This window comes from Chthoniobacterales bacterium (genome assembly GCA_035274845.1).
GTDB lineage: Bacteria > Verrucomicrobiota > Verrucomicrobiia > Chthoniobacterales > UBA10450 > AV80.
Map to the genome: position 1 here is coordinate 149,129 of DATENU010000015.1, position 22,634 is coordinate 171,762.

General features: G+C 60.1%; 20 protein-coding genes. 19 read left to right on the forward strand and 1 reads right to left on the reverse strand.

Features of this window, described 5'->3' with window-relative positions:
• Window positions 1-114: 114 nt before the first annotated feature.
• From VJU77_10320 to VJU77_10355, 8 genes are all read left to right on the forward strand, one after another.
• Window positions 115-1,932 (forward strand): DUF4062 domain-containing protein, encoded by a 1,818-nt coding sequence (locus VJU77_10320; GenBank protein HKP03737.1) that lies wholly within the window; start codon window positions 115-117, stop codon window positions 1,930-1,932.
• 63 nt (window positions 1,933-1,995) lie between these two features.
• The gene (locus tag VJU77_10325) at window positions 1,996-2,670 is read left to right on the forward strand and encodes an aquaporin (protein HKP03738.1); all 675 of its coding nucleotides are present in this window, start codon (window positions 1,996-1,998) and stop codon (window positions 2,668-2,670) included.
• A gap of 106 nt (window positions 2,671-2,776) precedes the next feature.
• On the forward strand, window positions 2,777-4,864 hold the full coding sequence (locus VJU77_10330; GenBank protein ID HKP03739.1) for an MASE1 domain-containing protein: 2,088 nt from the start codon (window positions 2,777-2,779) through the stop codon (window positions 4,862-4,864).
• Entirely contained in the window at window positions 4,861-5,529 is a 669-nt protein-coding gene (locus tag VJU77_10335; GenBank protein HKP03740.1) for a response regulator, read from the forward strand. Before VJU77_10330 ends, VJU77_10335 begins: the two co-directional genes overlap by 4 nt.
• Window positions 5,530-5,580: 51 nt before the next feature.
• The gene (locus VJU77_10340; protein HKP03741.1) at window positions 5,581-6,024 is read left to right on the forward strand and encodes a response regulator; all 444 of its coding nucleotides are present in this window, start codon (window positions 5,581-5,583) and stop codon (window positions 6,022-6,024) included.
• Window positions 6,008-8,560, forward strand: coding sequence for a GAF domain-containing protein (locus VJU77_10345; GenBank protein ID HKP03742.1), 2,553 nt, complete (start codon window positions 6,008-6,010; stop codon window positions 8,558-8,560). Before VJU77_10340 ends, VJU77_10345 begins: the two co-directional genes overlap by 17 nt.
• On the forward strand, window positions 8,557-8,934 hold the full coding sequence (locus VJU77_10350; protein HKP03743.1) for a response regulator: 378 nt from the start codon (window positions 8,557-8,559) through the stop codon (window positions 8,932-8,934). The genes VJU77_10345 and VJU77_10350 overlap by 4 nt, the downstream gene beginning before the upstream one ends.
• Window positions 8,935-9,326: 392 nt before the next feature.
• Window positions 9,327-9,728, forward strand: a complete 402-nt coding sequence (locus VJU77_10355; GenBank protein ID HKP03744.1) for a hypothetical protein — start codon at window positions 9,327-9,329, stop codon at window positions 9,726-9,728.
• Between the two features lie 64 nt (window positions 9,729-9,792).
• Here VJU77_10355 and VJU77_10360 read toward each other — a convergent pair whose 3' ends face one another.
• Window positions 9,793-10,125 carry a hypothetical protein gene (locus tag VJU77_10360; protein ID HKP03745.1) on the reverse strand — a complete coding sequence of 111 codons (333 nt, stop codon included), beginning with the start codon at window positions 10,123-10,125 and terminating at the stop codon, window positions 9,793-9,795.
• A 146-nt stretch (window positions 10,126-10,271) separates the two neighbouring features.
• On the opposite strand from VJU77_10360, the gene VJU77_10365 reads away from it, so the two are divergent.
• From VJU77_10365 to VJU77_10415, 11 genes are all read left to right on the forward strand, one after another.
• The gene (locus VJU77_10365; protein ID HKP03746.1) at window positions 10,272-10,463 is read left to right on the forward strand and encodes a hypothetical protein; all 192 of its coding nucleotides are present in this window, start codon (window positions 10,272-10,274) and stop codon (window positions 10,461-10,463) included.
• A 145-nt stretch (window positions 10,464-10,608) separates the two neighbouring features.
• Entirely contained in the window at window positions 10,609-11,013 is a 405-nt protein-coding gene (locus VJU77_10370; GenBank protein ID HKP03747.1) for a hypothetical protein, read from the forward strand.
• Between the two features lie 88 nt (window positions 11,014-11,101).
• Window positions 11,102-13,444 carry an ATP-binding protein gene (locus tag VJU77_10375; protein ID HKP03748.1) on the forward strand — a complete coding sequence of 781 codons (2,343 nt, stop codon included), beginning with the start codon at window positions 11,102-11,104 and terminating at the stop codon, window positions 13,442-13,444.
• An 85-nt stretch (window positions 13,445-13,529) separates the two neighbouring features.
• A complete protein-coding gene (locus VJU77_10380; protein HKP03749.1) occupies window positions 13,530-13,958 on the forward strand; it encodes a response regulator in 429 nt (142 codons plus the stop codon).
• A 565-nt stretch (window positions 13,959-14,523) separates the two neighbouring features.
• A complete protein-coding gene (locus tag VJU77_10385; GenBank protein ID HKP03750.1) occupies window positions 14,524-14,925 on the forward strand; it encodes a hypothetical protein in 402 nt (133 codons plus the stop codon).
• A 145-nt stretch (window positions 14,926-15,070) separates the two neighbouring features.
• Complete coding sequence (locus tag VJU77_10390) at window positions 15,071-15,490, forward strand: DUF3302 domain-containing protein (protein ID HKP03751.1); 420 nt, start codon at window positions 15,071-15,073, stop codon at window positions 15,488-15,490.
• Complete coding sequence (locus VJU77_10395; GenBank protein ID HKP03752.1) at window positions 15,490-16,575, forward strand: biotin/lipoyl-binding protein; 1,086 nt, start codon at window positions 15,490-15,492, stop codon at window positions 16,573-16,575. The genes VJU77_10390 and VJU77_10395 overlap by 1 nt, the downstream gene beginning before the upstream one ends.
• 12 nt (window positions 16,576-16,587) lie before the next feature.
• Window positions 16,588-18,087 carry an efflux transporter outer membrane subunit gene (locus VJU77_10400; protein ID HKP03753.1) on the forward strand — a complete coding sequence of 500 codons (1,500 nt, stop codon included), beginning with the start codon at window positions 16,588-16,590 and terminating at the stop codon, window positions 18,085-18,087.
• Between the two features lie 52 nt (window positions 18,088-18,139).
• Complete coding sequence (locus tag VJU77_10405) at window positions 18,140-19,138, forward strand: L,D-transpeptidase (GenBank protein ID HKP03754.1); 999 nt, start codon at window positions 18,140-18,142, stop codon at window positions 19,136-19,138.
• 742 nt (window positions 19,139-19,880) lie between these two features.
• Window positions 19,881-20,501: a carbonic anhydrase gene (locus VJU77_10410; GenBank protein HKP03755.1), complete on the forward strand. Its 621-nt coding sequence runs from the start codon at window positions 19,881-19,883 to the stop codon at window positions 20,499-20,501.
• A 33-nt stretch (window positions 20,502-20,534) separates the two neighbouring features.
• Window positions 20,535-22,250, forward strand: coding sequence for a SulP family inorganic anion transporter (locus VJU77_10415; GenBank protein ID HKP03756.1), 1,716 nt, complete (start codon window positions 20,535-20,537; stop codon window positions 22,248-22,250).
• The last annotated feature ends 384 nt before the right edge of the window (window positions 22,251-22,634 follow it).

The following is a 22,634-nucleotide window of genomic DNA, read 5'->3' on the forward strand; positions in this document are numbered from 1 at the left end:
CAATTTTCATGCAGGAATTTCGGGCGGCAGCCTCGGCGGCGATTTCGAAACCACCAGTCGTCCAGACGATCAATGCTTGTCAGCCTGCGAACAACCCGATAGGTGATCCTGTCCGTGGGCCCTCGACCAACAATTTTTGTTTCCGCCGTCAGCAAGGAGTTACGCAGTGCCCGCCAGCTCGTTTCCAATACCCTGACCTTCCTTGGCTACGAACCGATCTGGCAGGACATTTTCGGTACGGAAACGGGGGATCTGCGACAGATGTTGCGGGACAAAATCGACCAGAGCAAAGGCGTGGTGCAGCTCGTCGGTCAATGTTATGGCGCCGAGCCGACGTCACCGGATCCGGATTTCGGCCGGGTCAGCTACACCCAATACGAGGCACTCTACGCCCGGAAAAAAGGAACCAAGGTTTGGTACCTTTTCATGGACGAAGATTTCCCGATCGATCCGCACGAGCCGGAGCCGGAGGAGCAGCGCCAGCTCCAGGCGGCCTACCGAGGTGCGCTCAAGGTTGACTCGCATCTTTTCCATCCGCTCAAGACCCGCGAAGCGCTGGAGGCGGGTGTCCTCAAACTCCGCGACGATCTCACGGAATTACGGAAAGGTGCGCGGCGTTGGGCCTGGGGGATCGCGGCCCTGATCGGTTTTGTGGCGCTTCTTGTTATCTGGCTGGTCTTTGGGCAGAGCAAGGTGTCCACGAAGATCGATAAAAGCCAGCAAACGCTGGAAAAAATCGCGGACCGGTTCGATGCGCTCGCGTCGAACGGCGGTGTCATCGCAAACGCGAAGACGCCTGAAGAGCATTATCACAACGCCCGGATCCACGAGCTGAGCGGGAATTTCTCATCCGCCCGCAAGGAATACGCTGAGTATTTGTCGGCCAATCTGGAAGCGCTCGATCCGTGGCTGAGTTACTCCGCCATGTTGAAGATGGCGGACGGCAAGGCAGGGGCTCTCGAAGCGATGCGGTATTTTGCCAAATTGACGCCCCGCACGGTCTCCTACGACACGGCGCTCGCCATGCTGGAAGACGCCGACGCTCGCGTGAAAAAGCTGGAGGCGCTCGCGCAAAGCCATCCCGAGTTCGGCCCGCTCCCGTGGCTGATTAGTCAGGAATACTCCGAGGGGCGCCGCGGCGAACAGACGCTGGCGGATCAGCGCGCGGAAAAAGAATGGCTCCAGAAGTACCGTGACGCCCAGGCCGGCGGTAAATTTCTCCGCTATTTCCTCGATAAGAAGGAGGCCCAAAAATGGATCGAGACCGCGGACGCGCGCTGGGCAAAGCTTTCCAGCCTCCCGGAGAATGTCCTCGAAAATCCGGTCACCTTCATGGTCCAGGAAGCGCGTGACGGTTGGGATGTCATTCTTCAGCTCGCCGATTCGAGAGCGAAGGAAATCTTCTACAGGCTCGATGGCCAGGGTGACTTTAAATCCACGGGATTTCTCCAGAACAAGAACCCGCAAACCGGAACGGACATGATCGACTCCCGGGTTCATTTGAAAAATCTCGCGCCCGGCGAACACGCGATCGAGGTGAAATACCTGGATCGAACGGAGAAAAGCAACGGGCCGTATCCATTCAAGTTTTCGACGGTGACCGCGCGACTCAACGTGGCGAAGACCGCTCTCAATGCCGACAAACCGGCGTGGCTGCTCTTTCTTCCGGGCCCGCCCCGGCGTCTTTGTTTCACAATTCTCCTGATGTATCGCCCCGCCATTAAAGAAATCCGGTACTCCCTCGGGAGCGATGCCCTCGACCAGACCTTCCAATTCAAACCGACCGACAAGATGATGACGATCGACGACGTGGCTTCAGTCGATCAATGCGTGGTGGTCCCAACTGAAACCCAATTCGCCTCTGTCCAGGTCATTTATGGCGACGGCACGAAATCGGCGCTCCGAAAATATGCGCCGGAGGAGGGGAAGTAGCCGGCCGGGCATTTCGACGACACGCTTGCTTCCGCGACGCATTTTCGCGTAACACTTTCTGGCATGAACAAGTACATCGCGGAATTCATCGGAACTTTCTTCCTGGTTTTGACGATCGGTTGCACGGTGATCGGCGCCGGGGCGAGTGTGATCGCGCCGCTGGCCATCGGAGCGGCACTCATGGTGATGGTGTATGCCGGGGGCCACATTTCCGGCGGCCATTATAATCCGGCGGTGACGCTGGGCGTCCTGATCCGCGGCAAGGTGATGGTAGCGGACGTCATTCCCTACATCATTGCCCAGGTGGCCGGTGCTGCGGTAGCGGCCCTGGTGGTGAGCAAGTGTCTGCGGGCCGGAGTTGCCGTCGTCCCGATAGCGCCCCACGTTGGGCCGGCTTTGCTGGCGGAATTTCTTTTCACCTTCGCGCTTGTTTACGTGGTGTTGAACGCTGCCACCGCGGAGGGGACTTCGGGCAATTCCTTTTACGGGCTCGCCATCGGACTGACGGTGATGACCGGCGCCTTTGCGGTCGGCGACATTTCCGGCGGCGCCTTCAATCCCGCCGTTGCCGTGGGAATCTCGGTGCTCGGGATCTCGAGTTGGAGCAACATTTGGATTTACCTGGTGGCGGATTTCGGCGCTGCGATTTTCGCGGCCATCGTTTTCAATCTGATTAATCCGCCCGCCCAAACTACGCCGATTGCGACCGACGAGCCGCCTTACGAGACCCCGCGGTAAAGCGGGAACCGGGCCGAAGAGCCCCCGCGATTTACGTAGATTGATTTCCCATCGGGAATGAAGTGGGTATCCTTGCTCCTTCGCTCTGGGCGTAATGAGGGAGGCTATGGAAATCAATCGCGAGACCGTGGTCGCCACCGGCAAAGCGCCTTCTGTGGCGCCAGCCCCGGCGGAATTGAGCCGGGTGATCACGGCCGCGGCCCTCGTTTTTGCCGGCTATTATTTTGGCGCGAAAATTGGTTTTGCGCTCACCTTCCAGCCGCACCCGATCTCGGTCCTTTGGCCGCCTAATTCAATCCTGCTGGCGGCACTGTTGCTGACGCCGCGCCGGACGTGGTGGATCCTCCTGCTGGCGGCGTTGCCCGCTCACTGGCTCGTCCAAGTGCAAAGCAACGTTCCCCCGCGCATGATTCTGTGCTGGTTTCTCAGCAATTGTGTAGAAGCGTTGATCGGGGCTGCTTCGGTCCGCGCCTTCCTGCCTCGGCCCATCCGGTTCGATCGGATGGGAAACGTCGCGATTTTCTGCTTCTTCGGCGTCCTCGTCAGCCCATTCCTTTCCTCGTTCCTCGATGCTGCGTTTGTAAAACTGAATCAGTGGGGGGACAGCGGTTACTGGGAACTTTGGCGCATTCGATTTACTTCCAATGTCCTGGCGGCCCTTACCATTGCGCCTCTGATTATCAGCGCGGGGACGCTGGACTTTAGCCGCTGGAAAAAGATTTCGCCCGCACGATGGATCGAGGGCGCAGCGCTCTTGCTCACGCTCTTCGCCATCTGTCTCATTCTATTCAATAAACTAACTGCGGGTGCGGACCCGGCCTTTCTTTACCTGCCGATGCCCTGTCTGCTTTGGGCGGCGGTCCGTTTCAAAGCCAGAGGCGCAACCGCCGCGATCGCGGTAGTTACTTTCCTGGCGATCTGGGGTGGGGCCCACGGGCGGGGACCGTTTTCCGACAACTCGGCCGAAGAAAATGCTCTCTCGGTCCAGCTTTTTCTCATTTTCATGTCGCTCCCTCTGTTGTTTCTCGCGGCGCTGATTGAAGAACGGGACAGCGGGGTCAAAGCGTTGCGCGAACGCGAAGAGCGAATCAGTCTCGCCGCCGAATCCGCCAACGTTGCCCTCTGGACCATAGACTTTGATCGAGGAGAATCATGGATCAGTGAAAACGGCCGTGCTCTCTACGTTCTGGGACCCGGGGAACCACTCTCGCGCGAGCTCTTCCTCTCCCGGGTCCATCCCGAGGATCGGATCAAGGTTAGTGAAACCATGGAGCGAGCGCGAAACTCAACTTTGTCCTACGAAGCGGAATATCGGCTGCTCCTGCCTGATGGTGAAACGCGCTGGCACATCGCGCGGGGGCGCTATCTGAGAAACGAGCGCGGGCAAATCAGCGAACTCATTGGGATCGCTTTCGACGTGACCGCGCAAACAAGAGCGGACCTGGACCTGCGGCTTCAGCGCGAAGAGATGGCGCGCCTCAGCCGGGTGGCTTTGATGGGAGAACTGACCGCGTCACTTGCCCACGAGCTGAACCAACCGCTCACCGCCATCGCCAGCAACGCCGCTGCAGGGAAGCGGTTCATTGCGCGTGGGTCGTCCGAGATCGATGTGCCGATGTTCGAGGAATTGCTGGGCGACGTTTTTGCGGATGCGCGGCGGGCGGGCCAGATCATTCACAGCATTCATCGCCTGGTGCGGAAAGGGGAGGAGCACCGGCGACCGGTAGATCTCAACGAGGTTATTCTTGAGGTGCTGCGGCTATTGCATTCCGACCTGCTCGGCCGCTCCACCACGGTGAAGACCGATCTGGCGCCCGGCCTCGCGCCGGTTTCGGCCGATCCGGTTCTCCTTCACCAGGTCTTGCTGAATCTGATTGTCAATTCCCTCGAGGCGATGCAGCACACGTCTGTTCCGCAACGCCGGATCCTGATCGCCACCGCCGCGGACGATGGATTTGTCCAGGTCAGTGTCCGCGATCACGGAATCGGTCTTCCGAAGGAAGATCCGGACAAGATCTTCTCCCATTTCTTTTCCACCAAACCCGATGGAATGGGAATGGGGTTAACCATTGTCCGCTCGATCGTGGAAGGGCACGGCGGCGAACTGAGGGCCGAAAACGTAGAAGGGGGCGCCCGGTTTTGCTTTCGCTTGCCTATGACCCCAGAAATTACTAAAATGCAATCCCCCCAATGAGCGCGGCCCCGGAGCTTGTCTGCGTAGTGGACGACGACCAATCGGTTCGTCGCGGTTTACGGCGCTTGTTCAAGTCCGCCGGTTACGCCACGGAAATGTTCGCTTCGGCCGAAGATTACCTGGCACGGGAAACATTTTCCGGCCCGATCTGCCTGGTGCTCGACGTCCGGATGCCGGGCCTGAACGGCCTGGATTTGCAGCAGGCGCTCGAATCCCACGGGGCCTGGGAGCAGATCGTTTTCATTACCGGGCACGCCCATGTGCCGACCTGCCGGCAGGCCATGAAAAATGGCGCAGTCGATTTTCTCCTGAAGCCGTTTGACGACGTGGAACTCATCGAAGCGGTCGCGCGAGCGTTTTTCCGGGCGAAGGAGGCTCTGCGCCAGCGCGCTGAGCGGCGGGCGGCGCGCGACATGATTGACAAACTGACGCCGCGCGAATTTGAAGTGCTGCGCTTCGTCATCGTGGGCCTCTTGAACAAACAGATCGCCGACGAGCTCAACACCGCCGAGAAAACCATCAAGGTTCATCGCGGCCGGGTGATGCAGAAGCTTGGACTCACCTCGGTTCCCGATCTGGTCCGGTTTTCCCAGACCGCCGGGGTTTTGCCCGCCGCCGTCGGCATAGGACCAAAGTCCAATACCCAGCCGAAGCGAAACGATTAATCTGCGCGTTGCGACGCCTCCCGCAAACCAATGGGATGACGTGGTATATGCATGATGTCCGGAGAAACGGCTGCGGCGGAGATTGTCTTCCTGGTCGATGACGATGTCGCCATTCTCAACGCGGTCGGGCGCTTGCTGGTCTCTGATGGATTGGCCGTGCGTTCTTTCCGGAAGCCGAGCGAATTTCTGGCCCATGTGGAAGCAAATCCTGTCGCCCTCGTGATCCTTGATATCTGGATGGAGGGGATGACGGGCTTGGAAGTACAGTCGAAACTTTCCCGCATTTCGCCGGGCACCCGGGTGATCGTGATGACTGGGCGCAAGGACCCCGGCGCGCAAAAGACCGCCATGGATTTCGGCGCGTTCGCTTTTTTTATCAAGCCTTTCGACGACGAAGAATTCCTCTCCGCTGTCCACCGCGCCCTGGCGACGCGAACCGAACCTGAACACGGGAAACAAGACACAACGGGGGGTGGAGATGCAGCCATCTCGTGAAGAGCAGCTCAGCCTCCTCCAGACGATCACGCTCGAAGTTGCGGCGGCCAGCGATCTCTCTTCCGCCCTGGAAGTCGTGCTTCGCCGGGTTTGCGAGAAAACGGGCTGGATCCTCGGGCAGGCCTGGGTGCCGAATCAGGAGAGGACCCATTTGGACTGCGGGGCGGTCTGGTTTTGCGGCGAAGCTAATCTGACGCGATTTCGAGCGGCTTCCGAAAATTCCCATTTCCTCCCGGGCGCTGGTCTGCCCGGGCGCGTCTGGCAATCGAAACAGCCCGCATGGATAGAAGACGTTACCCTGGACGGGAATTTTCCCCGGAACACGCCGGCAGCGAAAGTGGGACTGAAGGCCGCTGTCGGCATTCCCATTCTCTCGGGTGAAGAGGTCATCGCCGTCATCGAGTTCTTCGTGCGCGAGGCCCGGACCGAAGACAAACGGCTGGTCACCGTCATTTCCGCGATCGCGGCCCAATTGGACCTGGTCATGGAGCGGAAACGGGCGGAAGAGAAACTCTCGGGTACGAACGAAATTCTTCGCTCCATTCTCTCCAGCATGGGTGACGGCGTCATCGTCGCGGACCGCAACGGGAATTTCCTCGTTTTCAATCCGGAGGCCGCACGAATGTTTGGGCGGGGCGCCGCCCAGATTGCCGCGAACGAATGGTCGCGTGAGTACGGCCTCTACCTGCCGGACAGGATCACGCCTTTTCCGCCGGAACAATTGCCTCTCGCCCGATCGATCCGGGGCGAAGAAGTAAACAATGTCGAGATTTTCGTCCGGCACGCGAAATTGCCCAACGGACTGTGGATACGGGTCAACGGCCGTCCGCTTCGGGGTTCCGATGGTGAGCTGGCGGGCGGGGTGATAGTTTGCCGCGACATCACGGACATCAAAAAGGAAGAGTTCTTCCTCTTCGATCAGAGCCGTGTGTTGGAAATGATTGCGGCCAACGCCACCCTTCCGGAAGTTCTCACCAGCCTGGTTCTGCTCATGGAAGCGCAAGCCGACGGATTGCGCTGTTCTATTCTGCTCCTGGGCCGCGATGGGAAACATGTCCATCACGGCGCGGCGCCGAGTCTGCCGGAGGCGTATGTGAAAGGCGTCGATGGCGCGCCGATCGGCCCGCGCAACGGCTCCTGCGGAACGGCCATGTACCTGCGTAAGCCGGTTGTCGTCAAAGATGTCCTGACCGATCCGCTCTGGGCCGATTATCGGAACCTGGCTGAGATTTGCGGGCTACGCGCCTGCTGGTCGACCCCCATTCTTTCCCCTCAGGGGGAGGTCCTGGGCTCGTTTGCGATGTATCGCGAAGAGAAGCGCGGCCCAGATCCGGAGGAGCTGCGCCTGACCCAAATTGCGACTCACATCGCGGGCATCGCCATTGAGCGACAGCGGGCCCAGGAAACATTGCGAGAGCGCGAGGCGCGCATCAATCTCGCCGCGGAATCGGCGGACCTGGCCTTTTGGGTCATCTATCCGGAACAGCGCACCGCCTGGATGAGCGACAAAGGGCGCGCCATTTACGGATTTGATTCCAAACAACCGTTGAACCGCGATTTGATTTGCGCGCGCGTGCATCCCGACGAACGCGCCGCGGTGCATGCGGCTTTCGATCGCGCCTGTTCCACCCTCGGAGTTTTCGAGTCGGAGCACCGTCTTCTTCTGCCCTATGGCAGAACGCGCTGGGTCATCGTGCGCGGGCGCTGTTTGGCGGACGAACAGGGGAATCTCCTGGAACTCCTCGGGGTAACGATCGATATCAGCGCGCAAAAGCAGGCCGATCTTCAGTTGCAAATCCAGCGCGAAGAGATGTCGCATTTAAACCGGGTGGCGTTGATGGGGGAAATGACCGCTTCGGTCGCGCACGAATTGAACCAGCCGCTCACCGCCATAGCCAATAACGCCTCGGCCGCGCGGCGCTTTCTCGAGCGCGGGAACTTCGATCGCGATTTGTTTCAGGAATTGCTCCAGGACGTTTCGGCCGACAGCCAGCGCGCTGCGGAAGTGATTCGCGGGATTCGAACGCTCGTGCGGAAAGACACGAATCTCACCCGGAGCGTGCTCAACCTCAACGCCATCATCGCGGATACTCTCCGACTGGTCAGTTCGGATATCGTATTGCGAGAAAGCGTGGTCACGACCGAGATGGACCATCAGTTGCCGCAGGTGGAAGCGGCGCCAGTCCAGATTCAACAGGTGCTGCTCAACCTGATCATGAACGCGCTCGATGCCGTCGAAGCGCTCCCGCCTACGGAACGGCGCATCATTGTCACCACTCGCTCGCTCAACGGCGAAGCCGCGCAAGTGAGTGTGCGCGATTTCGGCGCCGGTTTGCCAAAGGATCGCCCGGAAAAAGTCTTCGACCATTTCTTTTCCACCAAGCAAACCGGCATGGGGATGGGATTGACCATTGTCCGTTCCATTGTCGAAACCCATGGCGGCAAAATTACTGCGGAAAATGCACCGGATCGCGGGGCTTGTTTCTCCTTCCATCTGCCGGCCACGCGTGGCGATTCAAGAAGCCAGGCCGCATGAACCCCCCGGCCGAAGTTTGCCTGGTCGATGACGATCCCTCCGTCCTTCGCTCGATGAAATTTTTGCTTGCCTCGGACGGAATCGCGGTGCGCGCCTTCAACAAACCTGCCGAGTTCCTGGCCTACAGCGCCGTCCACTCTGTCTCCCTGGTGGTGACAGATATTTGGATGGAAGGGGTGACCGGTCTGGAAATTCTCGCCCGGATGTGCGCGCTCACGCCACGCCCGCGCGTGATTGTGGTCACGGCCCGCGACGACCTCGCCGCTCGCGCCACGGCCATGGCGATCGGCCCAGTCGCTTTTTTCATCAAGCCCTTCGACGACGAGCAATTCCTGGCCGCCGTCCAGCACGCCCTTGCGGAAGCAGCGGAATGATAACGGTTGGAAGGACGGCTCGCCGCGGCGAGCCGTCGGAAGGAAGAATAGCTGATGCAACAAGGTGGAGCCTCGCCTAACCCTCCGGCACGATGGCGTGCCGGCTCCAAAGCAATCTGGCCGACGCACTCCGAATCTTGACGGCTTAAAGCCGTCAAGATTGCTGTGCGTGGTTCGACGGTGGCGAGACGACAAATCCCCCCGGCTCGCCACGGGACGAGTCCGTCCGACTGGCGGACACGAAGGCGCGCCGGCTCCATGGCGACGGCTGCTCCAGGGCCTTAGGCTCATTGCCCCAAAGTCCAATTGCCGGGAAAGCTCGGTTAAGAAACCCTTGTTGCCTAACAACAGTGAAACCCACGTTTCACGACTCGATCGAAGGAACCCTTATCATGAAAACAAAGAGTGCATTCCTCTTCGCCGCTCTGCCTGTTTTGGCCGGCGCCCTCATCGGGCTGGCAGGCTGCGCCAGTATGGAAACCGCCAACACGAAATCGCTTCTCCTCCAGGCTGGCTTTCACGTTCGAACGCCGGACACACCGAAGCGGAAGGAGATTTACGCCTCGCTCACAGACAGGCACATGCAACGCGCCACCGTGGACGGAAAAGTCTTCTATGTTTTCAAGGACGAAAAGGAAGGCGTCGCTTATGTCGGTCGCGAAGCGGAGTACTCGCGCTACCGCGACCTCGCCGTCGCGCAAAAGATGCGGCAGGATTACTACATGGCCATGGAGATGGAACGCGCCTCGGCCCGCATGTGGTACGGCTGGGGACCGAGCGGCATCTGGTACTGACGAGCTACGTTAATTCCTCCTCGTGCTCGTGCTCGTGCTCGTGCTCGTTTAGGGATGGTCGCGTTTAGTGGCCTGTCTGTACCCGGCGCACCGCGGCCAGCAGTTCTCCGGGCCGGCTCGGTTTCTTGAGAATTCTGCGGGCCCGCAGCTCCTGGAGCCGGGCGCTGGTCGGGATTGATGGCCGCACAATCAGGATAATCCCTATTGACGGCATTTCGTGATCGGGCAAAATCGCGCCACCCTCGTGCAGGCACTCGTCCAGCGGATCCGATCGACTCTCGAAATCGAGAAACGATGTTTTGTGCGTCCTGACGAACTTCAGCGTGTTTGGCCATCTGTTGATGATGAACAACGCGAACCGCTGGTGCGCGAGTTCGCGCGGGAAAATGGTTTCCAAATTTACAACTACAGCCGCGTCCTGGGAGCGATGTTCGTCCCCGGTAGCGGGGAGGGCGATCGCGGGGATTCAAAGCGGTAGCCCCCGTAACGGATCGGGAACGGTTCGCGATTTGGACAACATCCGCAGGCGAATTAGAATTCGGTATGAAGAAGCACGCTGTAACCCTGCCGGAAGTGGGCCTGATCGCGGTGACCCGGGTGATGTTAGGTGCGGGAATCGGACTGCTCCTGAGCGATAAGCTCGCGCCCGAGCAGAGACGGGCGATCGGGTGGACGTTGGTGGCGGTTGGTGTCATTACGACCATTCCAATCGCAGCCGAAGTGCTCAACGATTAGAAAATCGAAGCGGCCTCGCCGGCGCCATCCTCCCGCCGCGCCGGGTGGGACTAAAGTCCAATAGCAATGGGCCTGGCCCGGTCCGGAGAATACGGGCGGGACGTCCGGCCATTCGGGGGTTCCCGAGGCGGCTTAGTGCTGACGTATGAAACTCCCTGAACAGGTGCTGTTCCGAAAAGAATTGCTTCTTCTCGTTTGGAAACCGCGCGGCGTTTTGGATGAAGCCAAGGTCAATGACATTATTGGTTTTATCGAGACGGTCGAAAGGCGGACTACCAAACCGTTAAACCGCTTTACCGATCTATCGGCGCTGGACATGGTCGACCTGAACTTCAAATTCGTTTTTCATGTCGCCCTTTTCCGGCGTCTCTCGGCCACTCCGAAACCGCCGGTGAAATCTGCTTTCTATGTTACGAGCCGGGCCACGGCGCATTATGCCAAGCTGCACGCCATGTTGACGGATCATTCGCCGCTCCAGGTTTCGCTTTTTACGGATCGCGCCAAGGCGGCCAAATGGCTCGGGGTCCCGGTTGATGCCCTGACCGCGTAAGCAAATCAAGCGGCTGCCCGTTGATCCACCGATTCTCAGCTTGGTTTAAGGCTGTGCCTTGTTAGTCTGCCTTTCCAAAGCATGAGCGGTGAAGGGGCACCCCGGGATGAATGAAGACGATCCACGCTTGATCCGCCGGCTGATGCGACTCGGTTCTCTAACCGGGGTGGCCGGGTGTATTTTTGCGGCGCTGCTCACGCTGCCTGCCGCGGCGGCGGAAGGCGAGCAGGCCAAGCGCGTGCTGGTTGTTCATTCGTTTGGCAGCGCCGCGCCGCCGTTCAGCGTTCACGCCGTCGCTTTCGAGACCGAGCTGGTCCAGAAGTTGGGCCAGCGCGTTGATCTCGATGAGGTTTCCCTGGACATGGCACGGTATTCCGATCCTGAAATGCAGGAAGCGATTGTCGAATACCTCGAACAGCGGCAGCGCAAGTGGAAGCCCGATCTCGTGGTGCCAATCGGGTCGCCCGCGGGGATCTTCGTGGCCCAGTATCGGGAACGGCTTTTTCCAGAAACACCGATCCTTTACACGTCGCTGGACCGCCGGTTGCTGCCTGCCGGAGCACTCGATAAGAACGCCGCCTACATCGGGCAGGTTTTCGATATCCCGGGTTTGCTCGAGGACATGCTCACTGTCGCGCCCCGGACAAAAAACATTGCAGTGGTAATCGGAGCTACCCCGCTCGAGCAACGTTGGAAGGAGATGTTCAAGAAGACGACCGCGCCGTGGTCCGAGCGCATTAACTTCATCTACTTAGACGACCTGCCGTTCGATCAAATGGTGGAAAAGGCAAAAAGCCTGCCGCCTGATTCCTTTATCTTTCTCCTTCTCCTGCTTCGCGACGCCGCGGGGGTGACGCATAATGCCGACGAGGCCTTGCAACGCTTGCATGCGGTGGCGAATGCCCCGATTAACAGCATTTTCGAGCACCAACTGGGGCTCGGCATCCTGGGCGGCCGCCTCTATCAAGGCGACCGCATCGGAAGAGAGGCTGCGGCCATGGCAATCCGCATCCTCGATGGAGAGCCCGCGTCGAGCCTTGAGCCTGTCCTGGTCGAGCGCCTGGCGCCCCGGTACGACTGGCGCGAGTTACAGCGCTGGCGAATCGATGAGAAAAAACTCCCGCAGGGAAGCGCAGTCCTGTTTCGCTCTCCTACGGCCTGGCAACAGTACCGCGGATGGATTGTCCTCGGCGCTTCGATCTGTATTGCGCAGGCGGTGCTGATCTCCGCTTTGCTCGCAAATCTCTTCCGGCGGCGGCGCGCGGAACGTTCGCTCAGTGAAAGCGAGGCGCGTTTCCGCAATATGGCGGATACCGCTCCGGTGCTCATGTGGATGGCCGGTCCAGATAAGCTTTGCACGTTTTTCAACAAGGTGTGGCTGGACTTCACCGGTCGGCCGATGGAGCAAGAGCTGGGTAATGGCTGGGCGGACGGTGTGCACCCGGAGGATTTGAGTACCTGCCTGGCGACCTATGAAACAGCCTTCGATAGGCGGGAGCCCTTTATCATGCAATACCGGCTCCGGCGTCACGATGGGGAATACCGCTGGCTCACGGATGAGGGAGTCCCGCGTTCTGACGCGCAGGGAAACTTCCTCGGTTACATCGGCGCTTGCGCCGATATCACGGAGCGTCGGCAGGCGGAACTGGATCTTCATGTGCAAAGCACGGAACTGGCGCGAGTGGGCCGGATGGCCCTGATGGGGGAGCTGGCGGCCTCTCTCGCCCATGAAGTGAACAACCCGCTCGGAGCCATGGTCGCGAACGCCAGTGCCGGGCAGCGGATGCTCGCGCGGAACACCCTCGGCCCGGAAGAATTGCGGGAATTGCTGGCGGACATCGTGGCGGACGGTCATCGCGCTCGCGAGGTCATCGAGGGTATCCGGAACATGGTGCGCAAGAGCGAGACCTCGTATTCGCCGATCCGGCCTAACGAGATCATCCGGGATCTCGTCCGGATCGTCCGGGCCGACGCGCTGGCCCGGCAGATAAACCTGGTCACGAGGATTGCGGAAAACAGCGGCCAGGTGATGGGCAATCGCGTTCAGCTCTTGCAGGTGTTGCTTAACCTGACCTTGAACGCGTTCGACGCCCTGAGCGTTATCCGCCCCGAGGCCCGGCGCGTTGTCATCCAGGTGGAACCGCTGGGCGACGATCATATTTGCGTGAGCGTCCAGGACTCGGGACCGGGCTTTCCACCGGGGATCGTCGATAAATTGTTCGAGCCTTTCTTTTCGACAAAAACGGAAGGGACCGGCATGGGCCTGGCGATTGCGCGCAGCATTATCGAAGCCCATGATGGAACGCTTTCCGGGAAGACCCTGGCTACGGGCGGCGCGCTCTTCACGATTTGCCTGCCGAGGGCCACCGAAGGCGAAACGAACAGAATAATCTCCGCGGCATCCGCAGGACTGGTCAAATACGATTCGTAAGCAGAGGACGGGAAAAGGATGAGACTAAAGTCCAGTGTTCTCCTTCGCCTTTTCTTGCGAACCTCATCCTCTATCCAACCACACCATGAGGGCTTTAGCTCATCGTCCTGAACCTCTGGCCAGGGCATCCTCAAACGGTTCGTCCGCAAACGGCTCGTCTTGCATTTGCCTCCTCGACGACGACCTCTCGATGCTGAGAGCGCTGGAACGCCTGCTGAAGTGCGAGGGCCTCAAGGCGAAAAAATTTACCGATCCGACTGTCTTTCTTGGGTCCATCAATGAGACTCGGTGCCCGGTCGCCATTCTCGACGTCTGGATGCCGGACATGAATGGATTGGAAGTGCAGGAGGAGCTGCGCAAAGCGTCGCCACAGACCCGCATCATTTTCATGAGTGGCCGGGACGATCCGGCGGTACGTCAAACCGCCCTGGAGGCAGGCGCATTTGGTTTCCTCGCAAAACCGTTCGACGACGAAACTCTGGTCCAAATGGTTCACGAAGCGCTGGCGGCCTGAGCCGCGGAGGACTCCTGGAACCAATGCATTCCGTCGCCCCATTTCAGGGGCTTAATTGTTCCCCAAAATCCACCGGGAGTTCCGCTTCGCTCCACTCCCGGCTTTAATTCCGACGCTGCCTTCCGGCGCTCCGGGATGGATCTCATCCGTCAAGGAACCCAACACAGGTTCGCAGCTGTTCCGCGGCCAGCCCCGAAGGGGCAGGGGATCAAAGCCCGGTGTGGAGCGGAGCGAAACTCCGGGAACCGATGCGTGGCGTTTGTCGAACCCCTGGCAAGGGGTGACGGACAGCGCTCGAAGTTATAGGCCGCGCTGCTCAAACGGCAGACGTGGGAGAACCGCGGATTACGCGGATTTCACGGATGGGAGAAGGCGGGAACCTGGGTTCATCATCTTTAATCCACATCCGCGCCATCCGTGTCATCCGCGGTTAGATTTTTCCAACTAAACCCGGCGCGCCATTCCGGCGTTCAAAGCGATCCACCCTCGGAGTATCGCACTTTGGTCCAGTAGATGCCGGAAATGTGGACTGTCACTCTGACTGGAAATCAAAAAATCGAATCTCGTGATTGATCTAAAAAAGGAAAATATGTTCGCGATCTTTTCCGTTCGGGCCCTGCGCCTGGCAATGTGCGCCCTCGTTTTCTTCGGCTGCGCCAGCCGGATCCCGGCCAACACCATGAGTGCCGCCCAAGGCGGGCGGCTAATTATCAAGCGCTCGGTCGCGCTGGGCCACAACGTGTCCGTCGCGATTTACATCGATGGCAAGCCCGCGGGAACCGTTCGGCGGAACAGCGGCTTCGAAAGATATCTCACCCCAGGCCGCCACCTGATCGTCGCGTCTCCCAATCGTGCCCGCGGCGACTGGCACGGAACTTTGAATGTCCGGCCCGGTGAAACCTACTCCTATACGGCCTCATATAACGTGGACAAGCTCGTGCTAACTCCAGCCGCCGTGTCTCGTTAGGCGACTTGTTTTCCGGATGATCTCAAGGAGCCAGACCCCGACCAAACTCGCTCCTCGAGCGTCCCGCAAAAGACCCATTAAGCGCTCATACAAATTTCGTAGCGGCCTTCGCCACCACTCTCCAACGCCTGCCTGGGTATTGAACATGAAGACACCACGATCGCGCCTGCTCATTCTTCTGGGGATGGCGTTGCTGCCGAACTCGGCGCAGGCCTCTCTTTTCCACGGCGAAACGCTCGACTCCATCGCGAATGGCATCGCGTGGGTTGTCATTATCATCGCGCCGCTCATCGGCATCGTGATCTTCTGGCTAGTCCACATCCTGCCGGAAAAAATCGCCCATAAAAAGCTGCATCCCCAGACGCGCGCGATTCAATGCCTCTGTCTGCTCTCTCTTGTCTTTGGCGGTCTTCTCTGGCCCATCGCCTGGCTCTGGGCCTACAGCAAACCTGTCCTCCACAAGCTGGCTTACGGTACCGATGTCGATGAATCGCTCGCTCACCACGACGGGGACGGAGCTCAGCACGTGGTCGAAGGTGAACATCACAAAGGAGGGCACGCCTAATGGAAATCATCCTCCTGATCATCTATTCGGTGATCGTCTGGTTCATCTTCATCAAGAAGAAGTGGCTCCCCTGGAACATCACCAGCCAGGTCATCGTCGTCACGATTCCGATCTTCGCGCTGACCGTCATCATCCTCATCATGAACATCGTGGCGCCCTCGTCGCACGATGTCCGGGCGATGAATTACACCATCCCCGTCGTTCCGCGCGTAAGCGGGCAGGTGACCGAGGTTCCGATTGAACCAAACCGGCCGATCAAGAAAGGCGATGTCCTTTTTAAAATCGACCCGGTGCCTTACGAAGCGGCTGAGAAAGCAGCCGCGGCTACCTTGCAGGGCGCGAAGGATTCACTCAACAACGCCACGAACAAGAAGGCCTCCTTAACTCCGCGGATTGAGCTTGCGAAAAAGCGCGTCGAGCAATTCACCCAGCTCGCTACCACCGGCGCCGGGAAACGAGCCGACCTTGAGCAGGCCCAAAGCGATCTCGGAAATCTCGAAAGCGAATTCCTCGCCGCCGACGCCACGGAATCGCAGGCCAAAGCGCAGATTAGCAAGTCGGAAGCAGACCTGATCAATGCGAAATACGATCTCGAAGGTTGCGTCCATCTCGCGCCGGCCAACGGTCGCGTAACGAATCTCGCGCTCCGGCCCGGCGTCCGCGCGACGACGGTCGCGTCTAATGCGGTGATGAGCTTCATCCAGGAGGATGATCCCTGGATTCTTGCTTTTTATCACCAGAACGAGCTGCGGTATGTCGAACCGGGCAACGAGGCGGAGATCTTCGTCAAGACCTACCCGGACCGGATCATCAAGTGCAAGGTGGACTCCATCATGTGGGCCACGGCGCAGGGCCAAATGCCCATCAGCGGTTGGGTGGGAACCACCGCGGCACTTGGCCTGGCCGACGACCGCATCGCGGTCCGGCTTCTGGTCGAACCGAAAGACAGAGAGATCTTCCTCGCCGCCGGCGCGGTGGGAGCCGGAGCGATCTACACCGAACATGGCAAGCTTCTCCACATCATCCGCAAAGTCTTCGTGCGCGTCTCGACGAAGATGGACTGGTTCGTCTTTAAGCTTCACTAACTTCCACCGGACATGAATCTGCGCGCCATCTTCGGCACAGTTGCATGCCTTGCGCTGACGGGTTGCTCTCTGCCCATCCCACCGTTTGGCGCCAACATCGCGCCCGAATCGGTGCGCCAACAACTCCCCGGCTCGTGGGCCGGTCCGCATCGGCGCGGCCCCGTCATTCCTAATTGGGTTCGCACTTTCGGGGATCCGGAGCTTACGGCTCTGGTGCAGGACGCCATCGAGCGGAATCCCGATCTCGCGGCGGCCGCCGCGCGAGTAGAAGCGTCGCGTTATGCCGTTCGCGTGGCGGCCTCCTCGCTTTATCCGCGCATCGCCATGAAGGGACTCGGTTCGCGCCAGGGTCAGGATCTCAGTGGCGATCTGAGCCGCGGCATTAATCCCCCGGATCTCGGCCCCCCGGGCACGGAAAATCCCGGCGGCAGCAACATCGATTCGAGCGTCGAATCCTCATCGCAGCGTTGGGTCTATGGCCTTGCCGCCGGCGCTTCCTGGGAGGCTGACGTCTGGGGACGGATCCGGGCAAAAAAAGCAGCGGCCTGGGCAGAAAGTCTCGCGCTTGAAGCCGACTACGAATTTGCCCGGCAATCGCTCGCCGCGGCGGTAGCGCGAGCTTACTTCTCGGCGATCGAAGCAGCGCAACAGGAGGCAAACGCCCAGGAATCGCTCGAGCTCTACAACGAATACACAAGACTCACCGGCGTGAAGAAATCCCAGGGCTTCGCCAGCGACTTCGATATGTCACAAATCAGGTCCCGCACCGCGGGCGCCCAGGATGCACTGGTCATCGCGCAGCAAGCGCGGGCGCAAACCATCCGCGCCATCGAAGTCGTCACCAGCCATTATCCTGCGGGCAGGTTTCAAGCACGCCGTTCCTTTCCCGCCCTGCCGAGAAGCGTGCCTGCCGGACTGCCCGCCCAAATCCTGGAAAGGCGTCCGGATCTCATCGCGTCCGAGCGCCGTTTCGCAGCTGCTTTTCACCGGGTCCACGAAGCGAAAACGGCGCGGCTACCGAGGATTGTGCTTGGCGCCACTGGCGGTCTCGGAACCGCGCAACTCGATGGGGTCGGATCGATCGATGCCCTGGTCTGGAGCCTCGCCGGCGGCATCACCCAGCCGATCTTCTTCGGCGGCGAACTCAAAGCCATCCAGGACATCCGCACCGCCGAACAAAAGGCCGCCATGCATAGTTACATCGGCACAGCGTTGCGTGCGTTCCAGGATGTGGAGAACGCTCTCGCCGGCGAGTATTACCTGCGCCAGCGCGAAGCCGCGCTCAGCGATATGGTTTCTGCCAGCGCCGAAGGCGTGACCTACGGCCGCAAACAACTCGAGGAAGGCCAGGCCGACATGTTTACCATCCTGCGCCTCGGCGGCGAAAACCTTGCGGCCAAAATCGAATACACCAAGGTCCGCGCTTCCCGTCTGCGCGAACGCGTGAACCTGTTCCTGGCCCTGGGCGGTGATTTCAAGGGAACCGACCCGCTGGAAAATAAGCTTAAATGAAATCGTCCCGATTTTCCCAGCGCGGGCGCCACGGTTCTTCCAAGCCACTAAAATGAACTCAAAATTGATCACTGCCGCCGCCGCCATCACCCTCGCCACGCTGACCGCGCAGACAACATTAGCTCAGGCGATGCCGCAGCCGTCGTTCCACACCAAAGGCACACCCACCGGGAAAGCAACCGGCCCGCTCAAACCTGGGGAATACTGGTGGAGTCCAAAGGTCTCGCCCTCCGGCCCGGTCGTTGTCCTGGTGAGCATACCGCTGCAACAGATGCACGTTTATCGCAACGGCATCCTGGTGGGGCGCTCGTCAGTCAGCACGGGATCCAAGGGGCACGACACCCCGACTGGCGTCTTTACGATTCTGGAAAAGAAGCAGACCCATCGGTCGAAGAAATACGACGACGCTCCCATGCCGAATATGCAGCGCCTGACCTGGAGCGGTATTGCCATGCACTCAGGCAACTTGCCTGGTTATCCGGCCAGCCACGGCTGCGTCCGGATGCCGTATGATTTCTCCACGCTGCTCTTTTCCATCACCGGGAACGGCGGCACGGTGATTATCGGCGACGCCAAGACGCAGCCGCGTTTCGCCGCGAACCCCGGGCTGTTGCTGGCCCCGACGGACTTCAAGCCTGAGATGCTCAAGTCGCTGGCGAAAGGCGAATACCAATGGGAACCGGAGCGGAGCACAAGCGGTCCCATCACGATGATGGTGAGCGCGGCGGGCCGGACGGTCTATGTCTATCGCAACGGCGAGCCGATCGGGCGCGCCGCGATCGAGGTGAAAGGGCGGCTTGGCAGCCACGTCTTCACCATGCTTGAAGGGGTGACCGCGAAGGAAAGCGTTTTCGTTCCGGGAAGTCCCGGCCGGAATTGGATGAGTGTGTCGAGCGGTGGCGATTTCGCCGGGGTCGCCAAACGCGTGCGAATCTCGCCGGAGTTCGCCGCGAAAGTTTACGAAGCGTTGAAGCCCGGCGCGACGATCATCGTTACGGATGAGCCGGTCGTGCGGAAGCAGAACAAGGATTTCACCATCCTGGCCGATTGATTCCCTGGTGGATCGCGCTCTCCGCCGCGCGATTCTGCTGGCGAAGGCAAAGTTGGATTCTGCGATTGTCTAGCCGCGGCCGAATGTATTGCCTCTTCTGGTGCCGCTTTGCGACGCGACGCGCCAAAACAAAGGCCTTGATCCGCCGCCCGTTCCCGGGGCTGGTTTCGTTGAAACGAGATCCCGGAGTTTCGCTTCGCTCCACTCCGGGCTTTATTCCGCCGTCCCTTCGGGACTAAGGCGCGTCGCATCAACTCGGCCGTCCATCGAGATTTAGGCAAGGCAACGAAGCGCCGCCTTCGATGCGTAGTCTCCGATGGGAGCGCCGGGGGCGCGAAAGAGTAGAGCCCGGCGTGAGCGCAGCGAACTCCGGGAATTCAGCAACGGACAATCAAAAACCCCTGCAAGGGGTGACGGATTTTCGAATTTGCGAGTTACAGATTGACCGGCTGAGCAAGGTGAAAGACCATCCCAGTCCGCTAAGGGAAAATTCCACTCGCGGCCGTTGTTCCGGCCGGGATGGCGGCCGCCGCGATCCAAACCGCGAGTGTGACCGTTATCGTCCTGCGCATGGCTGAGCTTAGGACAGAACAGGGCGGGGGAGATATTGCACCTTGGTCCAATACCCGCCACCGCCAGTGTTTCCTACTTTTCGGCCTGACGCGCCTGCAAATACAGGTGCTCGTTAATTACCGGCTGCGGGGCAAGGGTCCTTTAACTGTTGCAAAAGTAGACTTTCGCTATGGAATCATCTCCGGACACCGGCCCCTCCGCTGAGGAGGCGCTCGCACTGCTGATAGAAGGGAATCGGCGGTTTCTCCGGGGCGAGACGCCGCGGACCGCCTTTCATCGGGAGACCCTGGGCGACCTGGCGAAGGCCCAGCGTCCCTACGCGACCATCCTTGGCTGCAGCGATTCGCGCGTGGCGCCCGAAGTGATCTTCGATTCCGGCCTGGGGGAATTGTTTGTGATCCGCGTGGCCGGCAACATTCTCTCGCCGGAAGTCGCAGGGAGCATGCAGTACGCGGGGACTTACCTGAAGACACCACTGGTCGTGGTGCTCGGCCATGAGGGATGCGGGGCGATCAGCGCGGCGCTGGCCACCAAGCATGAGGGAAAGGAGTTTCCCTCTCGAGTTCAAGCCCTGCTGGCGAGCGTCGTCCCGGGACTTCCAGACCTCGACCCGCAACTATCCCCCGAAGCCCAGCTATCGGACGCCATCGAAAGTAACGTGCGCTGCACAGTGCGCCGGATCTTCGAATCGCCGGAATGCCAGGCGCGTCTGACCGAAGGGCGCTACAAACTCGTCGGCGCGGTCTATGAAATCGAAACGGGGCGGGTGCGATTCTTGTCTCCGGAATAGATTCTCGCGTCCCGAGCGAGGAGCATGCAACGCGTGAGCGCTGATGCCCAAGCCTTGTCGTCGCGCGTCATACGCGGTGACATTTTCGGCGGCTTGGCGGCCGGTGTTGTGGCGCTGCCGCTGGCGCTTGCCTTCGGTGTCGCTTCAGGCCTGGGACCAGTGGCGGGCCTGTATGGCGCCATCGCCGCCGGCATCATCGCGGCGGTGTTCGGAGGCACGCCCGTGCAGATCACCGGCCCGACCGGGCCGATGACGTTGGTCGTAGCGACCGTGGTGGCGGCGAACACGATTCCCTCGGGCGCCGTCAACCTTCCTGCCGTCGTGGGCATCATTGTTGTCGCCGGTTTACTGCAGGTTGCGTTCGGGTTGTTCCGGATTGGCGCCTACATCCGCTACGTTCCCTACCCGGTGATCTCCGGGTTCATGAGCGGCATCGGGGTTATCATCATCCTTCAGCAACTGTTTCCGATGCTCGGCGCGACTGCGCCTTCTTCCAATCCACTAAACATTCTCGGCCAGTTGCATCTGCTGGGCGCCAACATCAACTGGGCCGCCGTCGCCTTATCCGGAGCGACCATCGCGATCGTCTTCCTCCTGCCGCGATTCACCAAGGCGGTCCCGGCTTCGCTCGTGGCGCTGGTGGTACTGACGGCGTTGGCGAGCCTGCTCAAGCTCGATGTTCCGATGATTGGCGCGATTCCGTCGGGACTGCCCAGCCTCGTGATGCCCTCGGTCGACTTTCAGCGGCTGGTGCCACTCATGGCCGCCGCGTTGCAACTCGGGTTGCTTGGAACAGTCGACTCGCTGCTCACGTCGCTGGTCGCCGATAACCTGACGCGGACCCAGCACAACAGTAATCGCGAACTCATCGGGCAGGGGCTGGGAAACATCGCGGCGGGTCTCATCGGCGGAATTCCCGGGGCTGGCGCCACCATGCGCACCGTTGTCAACGTCGAGGCCGGCGGGAAGACTCGCCTGTCGGGTGTGGTCCACGGCCTGTTCCTCGCCGCCGTCCTGCTGGGGTTGTCGGGTCTGGTCCAGTATGTTCCGCTCTCTGTTCTCGCGGGTCTGCTGGTCGCGGTCGGGATTGGCATTATCGATTACCGCGGCTTTAGCCACGTCCTCAAGGTGCCGCGGTCGGATGCGTTCTTAATGCTCTTCGTTCTCATCCTGACCGTGTTCACCGGTTTGATCATCGCCGTGGCTGTCGGCCTCATCGTGGCGTCGTTCGTCTTCATGAAAAAGGTAAGCGATACCGCCGCACGGCAGACGACTCTCACGCCGGCCATCGACGAACCTTGGGCGGACGAACTGACCATCCCGGAAGCAGTCCGCCACCAGGTCGTCATCAAGCACGTCGATGGGCCGCTCTTTTTCGGCTTCGCCAGCCAGTTTCTCGACATCGCCCGGCAGGCGGCGGCGCAGAGCAGGCTCCTGATTTTGCGCATGGATCGCGTCTCTTACATGGACCAGACGGGCGTTTATGCGCTAAAGGATGCGCTGAACGGGTTCATCGCCGCCGGGGTGCGCGTGCTGGTGGTAGGCATCCCGGTGACCCACCGCGATCTCCTCGAGAAATTGCAGGTGATCCCGGCGGTGGTTCCTGAATCCGACGTCTTCGACGACTTCGACGCGTTGAAGAAGGCGCTTCCCCGCAGCATCGCGGAGATACCATTGAAAACGAATGAGGCCGCACCAGGAACGCCTCGGTTACAAGAAGACGGCCGGGCCCGCGAATCACGCGAATAAACCTACCCGCAATTCCATGCATAGGGTAGAGGCGCGGCGCGAATCAAAGGTAGGGACGGCGCGCTGCGCCGTCCGCGGAAGTGATTCAAACCACTTCTTCCATTCGCGTCCATTCGCGCCTGCCTCGCGGAAGACCGTGCGAAGGCGGGTCATTCTAGTTCACCTATTTCACCGCCCGCTTGCGCCAAAGGCGCGAGTCAAAACCAGGGAGCGGCGCTTTCAACCGCCGCCTGCGCCAAAGGCGCGATTCAAATCAGCCTGGGGCAACGCCCCAGGACTGAATTCCCAAGCAATCCCATCAGCGCTGAAAGCGCGATTCATCGAGGCGGGAGCGACCCTGCCCCAAAGCCCACGAATTCCCTCCAGAATGCCGCTTTGTTAGGC